Origin of the sequence: Paenibacillus sp. NPDC057967, from assembly GCF_042887015.1 — a bacterium.
In the GTDB taxonomy this organism is placed as follows: domain Bacteria; phylum Bacillota; class Bacilli; order Paenibacillales; family Paenibacillaceae; genus Pristimantibacillus.
In genome coordinates this window covers 776604-791851 of record NZ_JBHVQB010000001.1, presented here as the reverse complement: position 1 = coordinate 791851, position 15248 = coordinate 776604, and the positions used below count along the sequence as shown (strand labels likewise).

Here is a 15248-nt window from a genome sequence, read left to right as displayed (position 1 = left end):
ATGAGTCCCGGCTGGGAAGTCATGAGGGATTTCTATTGTTGCCGCATCTTCTTGGGGCGTAATAACGAGTAGACTGTTGCCAGCGGCGGGAAGAGCTCTTTTATAAATAGACAGAATAATACGACAATTGGAGTGGGGATATCATGATCAAAACAATGCGGGTTCAGCACCGTTCACTTAAACGTACAATTCGGCTGTTGCCGCTGCTGCTTGCTGCAGTGCTCATGCTTAGCGCATGCGGGGGCAAGTCAGACTCTGCTGCATCAGCCTCGGCAGACGGCGAGAAGCTGGAGATTACTGAACTTCGTTACCAAGGCAGCGTGGGAGCGGTCACTTTCCCGGAGCTGGCCGAGGATCTGGGTTATCTGGCGCCGCTTAAGCTGAAGTTTATCGGCAATACGATTAGCGGACCGCAGGATATTCAAGCTGTTGTGACTGGCGATACCGATTTTGGCGGGGCGTTCAATGGGGCTATCGTCAAGCTGATTGCCGCCAAAGCGCCAATCAAATCGGTTATCAGCTACTACGGTGTAGATGACAATACCTGGACGGGATATTACGTGCTCGACGACAGCCCGATCCAGTCGGCGCGAGATTTGATTGGCAAACGAATCGCGGTCAACACGCTTGGCGCTCATCATGAGTTTGTCATTAAGGAATATTTGCACAGAGAGGGCCTGACGGCAGAGGAGATCAAGCAGGTAGCGCTTGTGGTCGTGCCTCCGGTTACATCGGAGCAGACGCTTCGGGCCAATCAGATCGATGTAGCGACACTGGGCGGTCTATTGCGCGACAAGGCTTTGGAGAGGGGCGGCATCCGTCCGCTTTTCACTGACAAGGAACTGTTCGGCAACTTCAGCGCAGGTAGTTATGTGCTTACGGACAAATTCATTAAAGAGAATCCGAAAACCGTGAGCAAGTTCATAGAAGCGACAGCCAAAGCAATCGAGTGGGCGCGCAATACTCCGCGTGAAGAAGTCATCGCGAGATATGAGAGCATCATCCAGAAGCGGGACCGTAAGGAAGACAAGGATACGGTCAAGTATTGGAAGAGCACGGGCGTCGCCGGTGAAGGCGGCCTGATCGCGGAGAAGGAATTCCAGACGTGGATCGACTGGCTGGTTAATGAAGGCGAGCTGAAGGCGGGAGATTACCAATCGTCTGATCTGTTCACGAATGAATTTAATCCTTTCAACAAATAAGGGGGAGCGAGCGATGACTGTCAAAATAAGCATTGAGCATGTGCAAAAGTCATTTCGCATCAAGCGCAATATGGGCGCGCTGAAGGAAGACGCGCAGCCGCTGTCGGCCCTGCATGATATCAATCTTGAGGTTCGGCAAGGGGAGTTCATGGTAATTGTTGGTCCAAGCGGCTGCGGAAAATCAACCTTGCTTGATCTGTTGGCGGGATTGACAACGCCGAATAGCGGTCGCATTCTGCTCGACGGCAAGCCGATTACCGGTCCCAATCTGGATCGGGGAATCGTCTTTCAGCAATATGCCTTGTTTCCGTGGAAGACAGCGCTCGGCAATGTGGAATTTGGCTTGGAGGCGAAGGGCGTAGGTCGCGAGGAACGAAGGAAACGGGCAAAGGAGTATATCGATCTTGTCGGACTATCCGGCTTCGAGAACCGCTATCCTCATGAGCTGTCGGGCGGGATGAAGCAACGAGTGGCGATAGCGCGCAGTTTGGCCTACGATCCCGAAGTGCTGCTGATGGATGAGCCGTTCGCGGCACTGGACGCTCAGACGAGAGAGACGCTCCAGAGCGAACTGCTGCGCATTTGGGAGACAACGAAGAAGACGATTATCTTCATTACGCACGGGATTGAAGAGGCCGTATATCTCGGCCAACGCGTTGCGGTCATGTCCTCCCGTCCGGGTCGGATCAAGCAAGTGATCGATATTCCGTTCGAATCCCGCACCAGTGAAGAGGATTTGCGCTCTAATCCGGAGTTCGTCCGGTTGCGCCATGAAATATGGGAGCTGCTGAAGGATGAGGTGGTTCGCGCTCAGGAGCAGGAGAAGAGCAAGACGCTGGACAGCTTCAAATCGGCGGGCACGAGGAAAGGGGTGGCCAAACATGGCTAACGGAAGGGCAGGGGAGCTGGTATGGCCGAAGGCAAAAAGTCTGGATGCTGTGCGCTGGTCGTTTGCCGCTCTGAGCAAGCTATTCAAAAATTCAATCGTAATTGTGGTGCTGCTGGCCATTTGGGAGATTACGCCACGCCTTGGGATCGTTAACAGTACCTTTTTCCCGCCAATCTCTCAGGTGCTAGCTACCTGGTGGCAGCTGTTGCTGTCGGGCGATCTGCTGGACCATACGGCAGCGAGTCTAACACGCTCTATCGGGGGCTTCTCGCTAGCTATCGCGGTCAGCATTCCGCTTGGTCTGGCGATCGGATGGTGGAAGCCGGTCGCTGAATACTTGAACCCGTTCTTGGAGCTGATGCGCAATACGGCTGCGCTCGCTATACTACCGGTATTTATCCTGCTGCTCGGTCTTGGCGAGACGTCGAAGGTGGCGATTGTCTTCTACGCTTGTATCTTCCCGCTGCTGCTTAATACGATCAGCGGAGTGAAGAATGTGGACCCGCTGCTGATCAAGTCAGCCCGTTCTATGGGGCTGAATGCAGTCAGCCTCTTCCGCAAAGTGATTGTACCGGCTTCGATCCCTACGATCTTCGTCGGTATCCGGCAGGCGGGGGCAAGCTCTATTCTTGTGTTAGTGGCGGCAGAGATGGTGGGTGCGACGTCGGGGCTAGGCTACTTGATTCAGTACGCGCAGTTCAGCTTTCTAATTACCGAGATGTACGCGGGCATCATTACGATTTCCGTCATTGGGCTCATCGTGAACTATGTGCTCGTATCGCTGGAGAAGCGGCTGACAGGCTGGAAGCAGAACGCAAGAGATTAGTTTCGGTGAAGCGAGGAGCTCTAAGCCGAGAAACTCGGCTCAGAGCATATGCAGCAGAGCCGCGAGGTGTTGCAAGCCGAAAAACTCGGTTTAGAGCGTGCGCAGCAGAGCTTCGAGCATCTGCAAGCCGAAAAACTCGGCTTAGAGCGTGCGCAGCAGAGCCGTGAGGTGTTGCAAGCCGAAAAACTCAGCTTAGAGCAAGCGCAGCAGAGCCGTGAGGTGTTGCAAGCCGAAAAACTCAGCTTAGAGCAAGCGCAGCAGAGCCGCGAGGAGTTGCAAGCCGAGAAACTCGGCTTAGAGCGTACGCAGCAGAGCTTCGAGCAGCTGCAAGCCGAGAAACTCGGCTTAGAGCGTACGCAGCAGAGCTTCGAGCATCTGCAAGCCGAGAAACTCGGCTTAGAGCAAGCGCAGCTGATCTTCACGCACCTGCAAATCGTATAACACGGCTCATGAAGCCGGCAATTGGGAAGGGGTAGAGGAAGAATGGGTAAACCAAAACGGCAATTGCGTTTGAATTTATTTATTATGAATGTCGGCCATCATGAGGCGGCTTGGCGGTACAAAGGGACTGAGCCGGAGCGGATTAACGATCTGAAGCATTATCAGCGGCTGGCCCAGACGGCGGAGGCGGCCAAGTTCGATTCCGTCTTCCTCGCTGACGGTCTGGCGATCAACAAGCATGTGAAGCATGGAGCATTCGTGGGACTGGAGCCGTTCACCCTGCTGTCGGCGCTGGCGGCAGTCACCGAGCGCATCGGACTGATCGGCACCGTCTCGACCACTTACAATGAGCCCTTTCATGTGGCGCGCAAGTTCGCTTCGCTCGATCATCTTAGTAATGGCCGCGCGGGCTGGAACATCGTCACGTCGGGCAGTATACACGAGGCGCAGAACTTCAATCGGGATACGCATCCGGAGCATGCCAAGCGCTATGAGCGGGCCAAGGAATTTCTTGATGTGACGACGGCGCTTTGGGACAGCTGGCAGGATGACGCGCTCATCATCGATCGCGAGTCCGGCGTGTTCGCCGACCCGCAGAAGGTGCAGCCGATCTCGCATCATGGGGAGCACTTCCAAGTGCGGGGACCGCTTAATATCTCACGTCCGCCGCAAGGCTACCCTGTGCTGGTTCAAGCGGGCTCATCGGAGGATGGCAAGGAGTTCGCCGCGCAATATGCAGAAGCGATCTTCACGGCGCAGCAAACCTTGCCAGAGGCGCAGCTGTTCTATACGGATGTGAAGGGCAGGCTGCTCCGTTACGGCAGAACGCCTGACCAGCTGTTGATTCTGCCGGGCATCTGCCCGATTATCGGCGCGACGGAGAGCGAGGCGAAGGAGAAGGAGCAGGAGATCAACGAGCTGACGGTGCCGGAATATGGGCTCAATCAGCTGTCCAATATGCTGGGCGTCGACCTGTTCACCTATCCGCTTGATGGGCCGCTGCCTGAGCTGCCGAAGCTGGAAGACATCAACGGCAATAAGAGTCGCTTCCAGCTAGTTGTGGATTTGGCCGAGCGGGAGAAGCTCACGATTCGCCAGTTGCTTCACCGCCTTGCGGGAGGCAGAGGCCACCGGACGTTTGCCGGTACGGCTACGCAAATCGCGGATCAGCTCGAGGAATGGTTCTTATCAAGCGGCGCGGACGGCTTCAATGTGATGCCGCCTTACTTGCCGGGCGGCCTGGATGAATTCGCAGGCAGCGTTATTCCGGAGCTGCAGCACAGAGGCTTGTTCCGCACCGAATATGAGGGGGATACGCTGCGCGGCAATCTGGGCTTGCGGAGGCCGAATCACCCGGCTGTGCATACTGCGACAACTGCGGCTATTTCGCAGTAATGGAAGGCTGTCTTTGTTGGAGGTGGTCTGCGGAGGTCGATTCTTTTGGAATAGCCAAGGATGCCGCCTTGCAGCAAGAGCAAGCAACATCATTAACTCTGACAACCACGAATGATCGACTATAGATCGCATGAAACATGACGCATTACACTATCCCCTGATACAAGGGAACCAAATGGAGGTTATGAGATGAGCAAAGCAGAGCAATCGATTCAGAAGGAAGCGGCATTATCTATCCACCCGGTTGCAGGAAGAATTGGAGCAGAGATTAGAGGCGTTCAACTGGGAGGCGATTTGCCGCAGGAGACGCTGGCAGAGCTACGCGAAGCGTTGCTGAAGTACAAGGTCATTTTCCTGCGGAATCAGCAGCACTTGGATGATACGGGACAAGAGGCCTTCGCCCATCAGCTTGGCGATCCCGTTGCTCATCCTACCGTTCCGATTAAGCAAGGCACGGAATATGTGTTGGAGCTGAACTCCGCTCATGGCGGCAGAGCCGACTCGTGGCATACAGACGTATCCTTCGTGGATGCTTATCCGCAAGCATCGGTGTTGCGGGCAGTAGTCATCCCCGAAGCTGGAGGCGACACGGTCTGGGCGAATACGGCTGCCGCTTACGAACAGTTGCCTGACGATCTGAAGCAGTTGGTAAACGGACTGTGGGCCGTCCATAGCAATGATTACGATTATGCGGCCCAGCGCAATCAGATCTCCGAGGAAGCTCAGCGATATCATCGAGATGTGTTCCGGTCTACCGTCTATGAGACGGAACATCCAGTCGTACGCGTCCATCCCGAGACAGGTGAGCGCAGCTTGCTGCTAGGTCACTTTGTGAAGCAAATTATCGGCTTGTCCAAGGCGGACTCCAATCAACTGTTTAACTTGCTGCAAAATCATGTGACCAAACTGGAAAATACGGTTCGTTGGCGCTGGGCTGAAGGGGATGTCGTTATCTGGGATAACCGGGCGACGCAGCATTATGCGGTCAACGATTATGGCGACCAGCATCGCGTCGTACGCCGTGTGACCATTGACGGCGACGTGCCCGTAAGCATTGACGGACGCCGCAGCGTAGCTCGCTACAAGTCGTCCGAGGGGCAAGCCTCCGAGGCAGAATCTGCTTAAAGTTATGCCATTAAATTCGGGTTAGTCGCAGCGAATCTTATAATAGTAGAGGTTGCATCTGTTAGCCATAAGGCTAGCTGCTGCGGCCTTTTTTATTTTCAGAAGCGTCAACGCATTAGCAATTTTCAGATATGAAGGTAGATGAGTTTCCAATAACCGTTCATAATGGAAAGGAGAGTTATTCCCAGTAATCACAAAAAGTTCAAATATTGCGGATGCACGGAAAACCATTCTGCCCTCTGAATCGTGTTAGGGGAGAAAGGAGGAAGCAGAGTGAAAATATCCTCGTTAGTCGCACGCCACAACAACGTCGTATCCTATGATACTGATGGCGTGGAAAGTTCAATCCTTGATGTGTATGACCGGCACATCGACACGGTTTTCCGGGTTTGCTATTCACTTATGGGCAACAAGCAGGATGCGGAAGATGCGGCGCAGTCGGTGTTCGTCAAATTAATGGAAAACGGCAGGCTGTTCGCCAATAGCGATCATGAGAAAGCATGGTTAATTGTGACGGCCCGGAACCATTGCCGTGATATGCACCGCAAATGGTGGAAGAAAAAAGTGGTGGATATTGATCCCAGCACGATGGAGCTAGCTGGTCTAGCAACAGTTGAAACCCGCGAGTTGGAGGACAACCTGCGCAAGCTTCCATCGACGCTTAGACTGCTCCTGTACCTGTATTATTACGAAGGTTATAAAGTAGCCGAAATCGCTGTTATGTTAAAGCTGAATCCTAACACGGTGAAGTCGCAGATGAGAAGCGGGCGGAAACGACTGAAATTGCAGATGGGAGATGATAGGTATGAGTAGAGAGGAACTAACTTCATTATTTGAAAATATGTCGCCAGACGAGTCTCAGAAGAAGAGGATGCGGAGTCATCTCATAAACCGCAAGCAGTCCTCGGAGGCGAGCGGGGAGCGGCCCGCGAGGCGTCGTTACATATGGTGGGCTGCACCTGCGTTATGCCTTATGTTGGCTGTAGTCGTTTTCTTGAGCGGTCCTTTTGGAGGAACAGCGCCAGTATACGCCATTCATCTTAAAGTCGGTGAAGAGGCGCATACGTTCAAGCTCGCAGACCGTCAGAAATCTTCAGATCAATTCAGTACAACGGTCAGCAACGTCGATTCTCGTCCGGGCCTGGAATTTTATATCGAAGGCGACAATATCGCCAAAATCGAAATCTCATCCGTAAACGAATACCTGTACGCCGCTGATTGGACAAAGACGCAGCACGAGAAATATTGGAACCTCGAATACTATCAAACCTTTGATGAGGAGCGGAAGATTTCAATTGCCGATTACAATCTGCTGTATGATAAAAAGATGACGATGACCTTTGAAGAGGATTTTACAGACTACGGTGAGATATGGTATTTCTGGACGGCGTGGAATTTGTACAAGTGGGCAGCAGAGGATAACTTCTCTCGTTTTCTCGGGGCGGGGCTTACTCCGCCGCCTTCAGGATCACAAGAAGAGAGGGAGATGGCAGCGGGCAGTCTGTCGGGGATAGGCCATATTCAACTGGAAGGCTATCCTGAAGAGCTGTTGCAGGATACCATAACGATTGTCATTACAGATCGCGATGGCAATATTACGACGAGATCTATTCATGTCAAAGTCAGCAATAATGAATTATCCCAAACTGTCGTTACAGCCAACTTGGTCAATGAGCCATAAGCCCATCCTTCAAAACATGCCTTGCATGCGGTAAAATGTGCTTATGATTGTGGTTGAAGGGAAATCGGGGGAAACGTAATGATCGATATTCGAAGGCTGACGATGGAGGATGGCGATACGTGGAAGGACATCGACGATCGCTTTACAGTAGACTCGACCCTTGTCCTGTCTGTAACGGACGGGGAGATCAGTTATACCGTGCAAGAAATGCCCGGCTACGTGAAAAGCTATGCAGAGACAGCGGCAGAAGAAGAGACGGATGAAGAGGATTCGACCGACTATATCGATAATCCCGAACAGGTCATGTACGTGGCTTATGCCGGGAATCAGTTTGTCGGGCGCATCCTGTTGAAGCGGAATTGGAACCGGTATGCGCTGATCGAAGACATCGCGGTGGATGCGAAGCAAAGAGGCGGGGGCATAGGCCGGCGGCTTGTGGAACAGGCCATACAATGGGCGCGAGAAGGCGGTATGCCTGGCATTATGCTGGAGACGCAAAATCATAATGTGCGCGCTTGCCGTCTGTACGAAAGCTGCGGCTTTGTCATCGGCGGATTCGATACACGCGTATATCGCGGGCTGAATAAGAATCGTACAGAGGTTGCGATATACTGGTATTTGCTATTTGACTAAGCGAATGCACAAAAATTTTTACTTTTTTGAAAAAGAAGGTTTACCTCGGGCCTGATACTTGATAAGATAAATCACAAGAAATGCGACGAAGAGAGAAGTAGATGGTGGCCCATTCTTTCGCAGAGAGCTCCGGCAGCTGAAAAGGAGCAAAGAATCCATGATCGAAAAAAGACTCAGAGCAGCGCATCGGAACCTGTAAGAATTACAGGGGGTGGTGTGCCAGGAGCTCCTGTTACAGAGCTAGAGTATAAGCATGCCTGGTTCATGCCGTACTTGAAGAGGCGGATATGGCGACATATACGCGAATTTAGGGTGGTACCGCGAGAATCCAATCTCGTCCCTGAGACTGACAGCAGTCTTGGGGGTGGGATTTTTTTGTTGTTCCGAAAGTATAGCAGATGACATGTAATAATAAGACAGACATGACGAGTGGATACTACTTAGGAGGAGATAAATCTTATGACACAATTACTGAAAGTTGGCATTGTCGGTGGTACGGGAATGGTAGGGCAGCGATTCGTACAGCTGCTGGATGGACATCCTTGGTTTCAAGTAACGGCAATCGCCGCAAGCGCAAGCTCGGCTGGCAAGACCTATGAGCAATCCGTACAGGGCAGATGGAAGCTGGACACGCCGATTCCGGAGGATGTGAAGTCCATCGTCGTACAGGATGCTTCCAAAGTGGAAGAAGTCGCGGCTGACGTTGACTTTATCTTCTGCGCAGTAGATATGAAGAAGGATGAGATTAAGGCGCTGGAAGAAGCGTATGCGAAGACAGGAACTCCTGTAGTCTCGAACAACTCCGCTCACCGCTGGACAGCGGATGTGCCGATGGTAATCCCTGAGATCAACCCGGGCCATCTGGACGTTATTGCCGCTCAGCGCAAGCGTCTGGGCACGGAGACTGGCTTCATCGCGGTAAAACCGAACTGCTCCATCCAAAGCTACGTGCCTATGCTGCATGCGCTGCAGGAGTTCAAGCCGAAGACGGTTGTCGCTTCGACCTATCAAGCGATCTCCGGCGCGGGCAAAAACTTCACGGACTGGCCGGAAATGCTCGACAACGTCATTCCGTACATCGGCGGTGAGGAAGAGAAAAGCGAGCAGGAGCCGCTTCGCATCTGGGGCAGCGTGGAAGACGGCGCGATTGTGAAAGCAAGCGAGCCGCATATTACTACACAGTGCATTCGTGTTCCGGTAAAAGACGGCCACTTGGCTACTGTATTCGTATCGTTCGAGAACAAACCTTCGAAGGAGCAAATTCTGGAGCTGTGGAAATCCTACAAGGGCCGTCCGCAAGAGTTGGAGCTTCCAAGCGCGCCTAAGCAGTTCATCAGCTACTTCGAGGAAGAGAACAGACCACAGACGAACCTGGACCGCAACATTGAAGGCGGCATGGGCGTATCCGCAGGCAGACTGCGCGAGGATTCCCTATACGACTTCAAGTTTGTCGGTCTCTCGCACAATACGCTTCGCGGCGCGGCAGGCGGCGCTGTATTGATCGCCGAGCTGCTGAAGGCGGAAGGATATATTCAAGCTAAAGCGTAATCGAAGATAGATTTGCACTGAGTTCGCTCGAGAGCATGCAACAATAGAAGAACAGGAGCTATTCTCATCGGAATAGCTCCTGTTCTTTTTGTTGCTGACGGTCACGCGTAGATAGGATTATATGAACGTTCTTCCGCTATGGGCATATAATGCGGGTATTAACCTATGGAGGGAACGCCCGGAGATGAATCAATTTCCCCGCATGACCACGAGTATCCCGCAGGAGTCGGCGCAAGCCGCAATTCAAGCGATTCATGATAGCCTGACAAGACAAGCTTCAATCCTTGACTTCTATTACCGGTTGGCCCATACAGCACCTAGCCCGCAGCAGAGAGCCCTTATCCATCAAGCAGTGGACAACGCGAATGCGCAGTTCAGCCAGTTCTCCGATTTTTATCGCTCGATGACAGGGGTGTCGCCATCGTATGTAGCTGAGCGAACGACGTTCCACAGCTACGGCGAAGGAGCGGAGATGGCATTCGGAGCTAGCCTGGAGGGCAGCGTATACTACCGTCAACTGGCTTCTGTTACTCCCTATCCTTACGTTCAGCATCTCTTCTTAAAGGCTTCAATGGCGGAGAGAGAGAATGCGGTACGATTTGCTGCATTGGATCGGGAACGGGCCACCGACCAGGGCGGCCATCCGTACGTCGTCAACATAGAGAAGGTCACCGAGCAGAACAATGCGTATCGTAAAGCCATTTGGACAGGGCAGCATCTGCAAGTGACGGTAATGAGCATCAAGGTCGGCGAGGATATTGGCCTCGAAGTCCATCCGACAACCGATCAGTTCATCCGCATCGAGGAAGGAAAAGGACTGGTCCAGATGGGCGATCACAGGGACCGGCTGGATTTCCAGGCGGAAGCCTCCGAGGACTACGCGATCATGGTACCCGCAGGCAAGTGGCATAATGTGACCAATACTGGCGTCGAGCCGCTGAAGGTCTATGTTATCTATGCGCCGCCGGAGCATCCTTTCGGAACCGTGGAAGAGACAAGAGCGATTACGTCGGAGGACGGTCAGGAACTGTAACTTCAGCGAAACCAGAGAGAGGGAGCGTTGACTCCCTCTTCTCATGAGCTTAAAGGTACCGTATGCGTGCTGCGTATTATTGCTTGACCGCCAAGACATAATGAACATGATCGAATGCTATAACCGCATGTTCGGGCTGACTGTCGTTATAAGCTTGAAACAACTGGGCGGTAATCTCATCAGGCTGCAGATGCTTGTATATGAGCAAATGGGCTTCTTCCAGCATGCGCTCCATCTCCGTATAGGAGTAGCTGGCCAGCATGGGCTCGCCTGCCTGTGCTGCCATCATGACCTGCATCTTGGCTCGATCGCCTGCCTGTTCCGTGAACGTCAGCTCATCGGGATAGTCGAAGACGATGCTGCTGCCGCGCGGGAGCATGGAGGAGATATCGGATAACAATTGCCGGAATACCTCTTTGGTCAAATAATAGCTGATGCCAAGCAGACTGCAGAAGCTGATGCGCATCGGGTCAAAAGCGGGACAGTCCAGCACACGGCTTCGCCAGTTCGGCTCGCGGAAGTCAGCGGAGATGCCGTGCAGATTAGCTGGCGTCTCGATTGGAAGGGCCGATACGCGCCTCTGTTTGTCTTCAGCCGTTGCGGGATGGTCGATCTCGAAGATTTGGAGCGGCGCTGCCCATGCCGGCTGGCGGTAAGCGAACGTATCGTAGCCCGCGGCGAAAATGAGGTATTGCCGTGCGCCAAGCCGCACAGCCGCTTCGAGCATTTCTTCGGTGAAGGCTGCCCGGCCAAGCGGCGTCGGGGACAGCTGATGGTCGACGACCTCGCGCAGCGCATCTTCCGGGGAGCCGGACAATTCCGGACGGAAGAAAGCGGCGGCCTTTGCCATGTTGCCGCTTATGCCTGCATATTCCTCGTCGCTGATCAGTTGTCTGGCAATAGAGTCGTCGAACACTTTCACCTCGTTATGCCTGGCATGATAGGCTCTGGCAAATGCGCTGACCAGAGCGGTTAAGCTTTGTTTTTCCATTTCAAATCACCTCTATTCAGTTGTAGCATTCAGCGCAAAGATGAAACAACACTTGATTTTTATGTAATTTTATGGTATAATAAAGAGGTGAAAAATAAAAAGTTCATGAGATCGCCACAATTTACGGCGATTTTTTTATATCTTTCTACGGTTTGCCCGTATGGGATTCTGAAGCTGGCAGCGCCTTTTTTAGACTAGTGAACTGGTCGGAGAGGCGTTTTTTTGTGCGGAATAGGTTATAATGATTGCATTCTTTTGGATATAGAGGCTTTGGGGTTATGAGGGGGAACAACAGGATGAAGCTGGGCATTGATGCTGGCGGCACGTTAATTAAGATTGCATACATAGAAGAGGAGTCTGGCTCCATTCGCTTTCGGACATTTTCGTCATCTCATATAGAGGCTGCGGCGGATTGGATTCTAAAGTGCGGCCCGTCGGAAATTTGCGTAACTGGCGGCAAAGCCAAGCAGCTAGAGGCCTGCGGAGTTCGGCCACAGACGGGGATCGTAGAGTTTGAAGCGACTCACCGGGGCGTGCGTTATCTTTTACAGGAAAAAGGAGTGCCGCTTGAATCGTTCATTCTGACGAATGTCGGGACCGGGACCTCGATTCACTACTTGTCGGAGCAAACTCATCGGCGGGTAGGGGGGACGGGTGTCGGGGGCGGAACGATTATGGGCTTGTCGTATGCGTTGACGGGACTTACCGACTTTGACGAGCTGGTCCAATTAGCGGCAAACGGCTCGCGGGAGCAGATCGACCTGAAGGTCAGGCATATCTACGAAGGGGCAGAGCCGCCAATTCCGGGGGAACTGACGGCGAGCAACTTCGGCAGGCTGAGCTCGCTCGCAGCCATGGGCGAACTAACCAAAAGCGATTTGTTGTCCTCTGTCATCGGACTTGTGGGGGAGACGGTCGCCACGACGAGCGTGCTTGCAGCGGGCCAAGTTGGAGCCGGTACAGTGGTCTTCATCGGATCATCCTTTATTCGCAATGAGCTTCTGAAAGACGCGGTGGAGGGCTACACAAGACTACGTGGCGCCACACCGATGTTTCTGGAGAACGGAGAGTATTGCGGAGCGACTGGAGCGCTATTGCAGCTTGGGGGTTAATGGGACTTGAGCTCCATGTGTGCATGGCAAAGGATGCCTTAATTAGTTACTTTGCACCTGATAATGGACGATAGTGATGGCCTATAATTTTTGTGACAAGGAAATATATACCTGCACAGATATAGGAGGAGCTATGAAGATCATTCGACTCATCATCGCAGCCAGTCTCATTCTTACGACTGCGGCTTGCAGCAACGCGAACAATAACGGTAAGAGTGAACCGGTGAACAGCCCGGCTGCGACGGAATCGGCAAAGCCTGAGGAAAGTCCGGTTGCCACGGAATCCGCACCGCCTGCGGACAACGATTCGGAAGCGAAAAGCGGACTTATTACAAAGGAGCAGTATGCCAAAATCGAAAGCGGTATGACCTATGAGGAAATTATCGAGATTGTCGGCAGCGAAGGCGAGGTTATGGCAGAAAGCGGCAAGAAGGGCAGCGATCTCTATGTGTTCGTTGTCATGTATGAAGGCTCCGGCGAATTGGGAGCATCCGCAAGCTTCAGCTTTCTAGGCGAAGAACTGCAGTCAAAGGCCCAATTCGGTCTTGAATAAATGAATCAGGCAAGTAGCGGCAAAGCCGCCGGTGTATTCTCGGTAACGAGAGCATTGGCGGTTTTTTGCTGTGCAATCGATCGTTAATTTGCCATTGTTCAGAATGAGTAAAAAGGTATTTTGTCCTTTTCTAACAGCTTTTTCTACATTTCTAATTGACAATTCATACATAACCAATAAGAATTATAAAGAAATATAGTTTTTATGAAATGGGGTTCAACACGATGATTGTCATTGACCACGTGAGTAAGCAGTTTCAACAGCGTGACGGGAGCCGCTTTAAGGCCATCGATGATGTGAGCATCACCATTAAAGAAGGCGAGTTCGTCTCGTTGCTTGGTCCGTCCGGCTGCGGGAAATCGACAATATTGAATTTGATCGCCGGCTTCGACCGGCAATACGAGGGCTCCATCGGGGTGTCCGGCGAGAGCATTAAGGCGCCAGGTCCGGACCGGGTCGTCGTGTTTCAAGAGCATGGCTTGTTCCCATGGATGACTGTGCTGGAAAATGTAGCTTTTGGACTGAAGCAGCAAGGGGTAGGGAAGAAGGAGAGGCTGGAGCGGGCAAGAGAGCAGATTCGCTATGTCCATCTGGGCAAATTCGCCGATCGTTATCCGCATGAGCTCTCCGGCGGGATGAAGCAGCGTGCGGCGATTGCACGTGCGCTTATTATGAATCCGAAGATTCTGCTTATGGACGAGCCCTTCGCCGCACTCGACGAGCAAACCCGTCTTGTGCTGCACAAGGAGCTTGAAGATATATGGATGAAGACAGGCAAGACCATTCTCTTTATTACGCATAACATTCGGGAAGCTGTGATGTTGTCCGATCGAGTACTTGTGATGTCCACTCGGCCTGGCACGATCAAGAAGGAATTTACGGTACAAGCCGCAAGACCGAGAGACAGCGCCGACCCGCTCATTCATCATGTGGAACGGTCGGTTATGGATTGCTTGGCGGATGAGATGGAGAAAGTGATCAAGGAGGAAATGGACGATGTCAACTACAGCTTTAAGAAGAACAATATTCATAATCGTGATATTGGTGACATGGGAGGCGGCATATAGGCTTATCGGCTGGGAATCATGGAAGTTCCCTTCTCTGTTCCAGACGGTGGAGTCGTTCTATACCGGCATTGCCCACGGTCAACTTCTGGACGCCATCTATAACTCGCTTAGAAGGTTGTTCATCGCGTTCGCGATCTCCCTCACTGTTGGCATGCTGTTAGGCTTTATGTTCGCGAAGTTCAAGGCAATCGACGATACGATCGGATTTCTGGTCATTGCACTTCAGACGGTTCCGAGTATCGCGTGGCTTCCTTTTGCAATTATATGGTTCGGCTTCAATGATGTGTCCGTTATCTTCATCACGGCGCTAGGTGCGACCTGGACGATGTCCATAGCGACCAGAACCGGGATCAAGAACATTCCTCCCATCTATCTTAGAGCAGCTCAAACGCTCGGTACCGGCACCGGCTGGCGCATGTTTACCCAGATTCTCATTCCGGGGGCGTTCCCGCATCTGATGACGGGCGTACGGGTGTCGTGGGCGTTTGCTTGGCGGGCGCTTGTAGCGGGCGAGCTTATTGCCAATGGCGCTGGACTTGGCCAATTATTGCAAGACGGCAGGGGCTTAGGTGATACCGCCTTAATGCTGAATGTCGTCATCATTATCGCAGTATTGGGTACATTATCTGACCACTTCTGCTTCAAGAAGCTGGAGGATCGGCTGCTCGTTAGGTATGGATTGGAAAGCAATAGTAAGAGTTGACATTTAACAGTAATCATATATAATTAGTCGGAATAAGAGAAATTATTCA

At 52.4% G+C, this 15248-nt stretch carries 16 protein-coding genes; 15 read left to right on the top strand and 1 reads right to left on the bottom strand.

Going from position 1 to position 15248, the window contains the following annotated elements:
• The first annotated feature begins 143 nt into the window (after positions 1 to 143).
• The 11 genes from ACFVSO_RS03360 to ACFVSO_RS03310 all read left to right on the top strand — a co-directional run bounded on the left by ACFVSO_RS03360 (position 144) and on the right by ACFVSO_RS03310 (position 10773).
• Positions 144 to 1202 (top strand): ABC transporter substrate-binding protein, encoded by a 1059-nt coding sequence (locus ACFVSO_RS03360; protein ID WP_387470075.1) that lies wholly within the window; start codon positions 144 to 146, stop codon positions 1200 to 1202.
• A gap of 13 nt (positions 1203 to 1215) precedes the next feature.
• Positions 1216 to 2091, top strand: a complete 876-nt coding sequence (locus ACFVSO_RS03355; protein ID WP_387470073.1) for an ABC transporter ATP-binding protein — start codon at positions 1216 to 1218, stop codon at positions 2089 to 2091.
• The gene (locus tag ACFVSO_RS03350; RefSeq protein WP_387470071.1) at positions 2084 to 2917 is read left to right on the top strand and encodes an ABC transporter permease; all 834 of its coding nucleotides are present in this window, start codon (positions 2084 to 2086) and stop codon (positions 2915 to 2917) included. The genes ACFVSO_RS03355 and ACFVSO_RS03350 overlap by 8 nt, the downstream gene beginning before the upstream one ends.
• A gap of 66 nt (positions 2918 to 2983) precedes the next feature.
• Complete coding sequence (locus tag ACFVSO_RS03345; protein WP_387470069.1) at positions 2984 to 3358, top strand: hypothetical protein; 375 nt, start codon at positions 2984 to 2986, stop codon at positions 3356 to 3358.
• A gap of 42 nt (positions 3359 to 3400) precedes the next feature.
• Complete coding sequence (locus tag ACFVSO_RS03340; protein WP_387470067.1) at positions 3401 to 4753, top strand: LLM class flavin-dependent oxidoreductase; 1353 nt, start codon at positions 3401 to 3403, stop codon at positions 4751 to 4753.
• 189 nt (positions 4754 to 4942) lie between these two features.
• Entirely contained in the window at positions 4943 to 5878 is a 936-nt protein-coding gene (locus tag ACFVSO_RS03335; RefSeq protein WP_387470065.1) for a TauD/TfdA dioxygenase family protein, read from the top strand.
• Between the two features lie 273 nt (positions 5879 to 6151).
• Positions 6152 to 6691 (top strand): RNA polymerase sigma factor, encoded by a 540-nt coding sequence (locus tag ACFVSO_RS03330; protein WP_387470063.1) that lies wholly within the window; start codon positions 6152 to 6154, stop codon positions 6689 to 6691.
• Positions 6684 to 7559 carry a hypothetical protein gene (locus ACFVSO_RS03325; protein ID WP_387470061.1) on the top strand — a complete coding sequence of 292 codons (876 nt, stop codon included), beginning with the start codon at positions 6684 to 6686 and terminating at the stop codon, positions 7557 to 7559. Before ACFVSO_RS03330 ends, ACFVSO_RS03325 begins: the two co-directional genes overlap by 8 nt.
• Before the next feature lie 78 nt (positions 7560 to 7637).
• Positions 7638 to 8192 (top strand): GNAT family N-acetyltransferase, encoded by a 555-nt coding sequence (locus tag ACFVSO_RS03320; protein ID WP_387470059.1) that lies wholly within the window; start codon positions 7638 to 7640, stop codon positions 8190 to 8192.
• 459 nt (positions 8193 to 8651) lie between these two features.
• Entirely contained in the window at positions 8652 to 9740 is a 1089-nt protein-coding gene (gene asd, locus ACFVSO_RS03315) for an aspartate-semialdehyde dehydrogenase (protein WP_387470057.1), read from the top strand.
• Positions 9741 to 9924: 184 nt separating this feature from the next.
• Positions 9925 to 10773, top strand: a complete 849-nt coding sequence (locus tag ACFVSO_RS03310; RefSeq protein ID WP_387470055.1) for a cupin domain-containing protein — start codon at positions 9925 to 9927, stop codon at positions 10771 to 10773.
• 76 nt (positions 10774 to 10849) lie between these two features.
• On the opposite strand, the gene ACFVSO_RS03305 is transcribed toward ACFVSO_RS03310, so the two are convergent.
• Positions 10850 to 11764 (bottom strand): class I SAM-dependent methyltransferase, encoded by a 915-nt coding sequence (locus ACFVSO_RS03305; protein ID WP_387470053.1) that lies wholly within the window; start codon positions 11762 to 11764, stop codon positions 10850 to 10852.
• A 296-nt stretch (positions 11765 to 12060) separates the two neighbouring features.
• On the opposite strand from ACFVSO_RS03305, the gene coaW reads away from it, so the two are divergent.
• The 4 genes from coaW to ACFVSO_RS03285 all read left to right on the top strand — a co-directional run bounded on the left by coaW (position 12061) and on the right by ACFVSO_RS03285 (position 15199).
• Entirely contained in the window at positions 12061 to 12876 is an 816-nt protein-coding gene (gene coaW, locus ACFVSO_RS03300; RefSeq protein WP_387470051.1) for a type II pantothenate kinase, read from the top strand.
• 133 nt (positions 12877 to 13009) lie between these two features.
• Positions 13010 to 13429: a hypothetical protein gene (locus ACFVSO_RS03295; protein ID WP_387470049.1), complete on the top strand. Its 420-nt coding sequence runs from the start codon at positions 13010 to 13012 to the stop codon at positions 13427 to 13429.
• A gap of 224 nt (positions 13430 to 13653) precedes the next feature.
• On the top strand, positions 13654 to 14496 hold the full coding sequence (locus tag ACFVSO_RS03290) for an ABC transporter ATP-binding protein (protein ID WP_387470047.1): 843 nt from the start codon (positions 13654 to 13656) through the stop codon (positions 14494 to 14496).
• The gene (locus ACFVSO_RS03285; protein ID WP_387470046.1) at positions 14426 to 15199 is read left to right on the top strand and encodes an ABC transporter permease; all 774 of its coding nucleotides are present in this window, start codon (positions 14426 to 14428) and stop codon (positions 15197 to 15199) included. Before ACFVSO_RS03290 ends, ACFVSO_RS03285 begins: the two co-directional genes overlap by 71 nt.
• The last annotated feature ends 49 nt before the right edge of the window (positions 15200 to 15248 follow it).

What these genes read in the sequence shown, in the direction of transcription:
- ACFVSO_RS03290 (WP_387470047.1), top strand. Translation starts at nt 13,654, where the DNA reads ATGATTGTCATTGACCACGTGAGTAAGCAGTTTCAACAGCGTGACGGG.
- ACFVSO_RS03360 (WP_387470075.1), top strand. Translation starts at nt 144, where the DNA reads ATGATCAAAACAATGCGGGTTCAGCACCGTTCACTTAAACGTACAATT.
- ACFVSO_RS03295 (WP_387470049.1), top strand. Translation starts at nt 13,010, where the DNA reads ATGAAGATCATTCGACTCATCATCGCAGCCAGTCTCATTCTTACGACT.
- ACFVSO_RS03340 (WP_387470067.1), top strand. Translation starts at nt 3,401, where the DNA reads ATGGGTAAACCAAAACGGCAATTGCGTTTGAATTTATTTATTATGAAT.
- ACFVSO_RS03320 (WP_387470059.1), top strand. Translation starts at nt 7,638, where the DNA reads ATGATCGATATTCGAAGGCTGACGATGGAGGATGGCGATACGTGGAAG.
- ACFVSO_RS03335 (WP_387470065.1), top strand. Translation starts at nt 4,943, where the DNA reads ATGAGCAAAGCAGAGCAATCGATTCAGAAGGAAGCGGCATTATCTATC.
- asd (WP_387470057.1), top strand. Translation starts at nt 8,652, where the DNA reads ATGACACAATTACTGAAAGTTGGCATTGTCGGTGGTACGGGAATGGTA.
- ACFVSO_RS03325 (WP_387470061.1), top strand. Translation starts at nt 6,684, where the DNA reads ATGAGTAGAGAGGAACTAACTTCATTATTTGAAAATATGTCGCCAGAC.
- ACFVSO_RS03285 (WP_387470046.1), top strand. Translation starts at nt 14,426, where the DNA reads ATGTCAACTACAGCTTTAAGAAGAACAATATTCATAATCGTGATATTG.
- ACFVSO_RS03355 (WP_387470073.1), top strand. Translation starts at nt 1,216, where the DNA reads ATGACTGTCAAAATAAGCATTGAGCATGTGCAAAAGTCATTTCGCATC.
- ACFVSO_RS03350 (WP_387470071.1), top strand. Translation starts at nt 2,084, where the DNA reads ATGGCTAACGGAAGGGCAGGGGAGCTGGTATGGCCGAAGGCAAAAAGT.
- ACFVSO_RS03305 (WP_387470053.1), bottom strand. Translation starts at nt 11,764, where the DNA reads ATGGAAAAACAAAGCTTAACCGCTCTGGTCAGCGCATTTGCCAGAGCC.
- coaW (WP_387470051.1), top strand. Translation starts at nt 12,061, where the DNA reads ATGAAGCTGGGCATTGATGCTGGCGGCACGTTAATTAAGATTGCATAC.
- ACFVSO_RS03310 (WP_387470055.1), top strand. Translation starts at nt 9,925, where the DNA reads ATGAATCAATTTCCCCGCATGACCACGAGTATCCCGCAGGAGTCGGCG.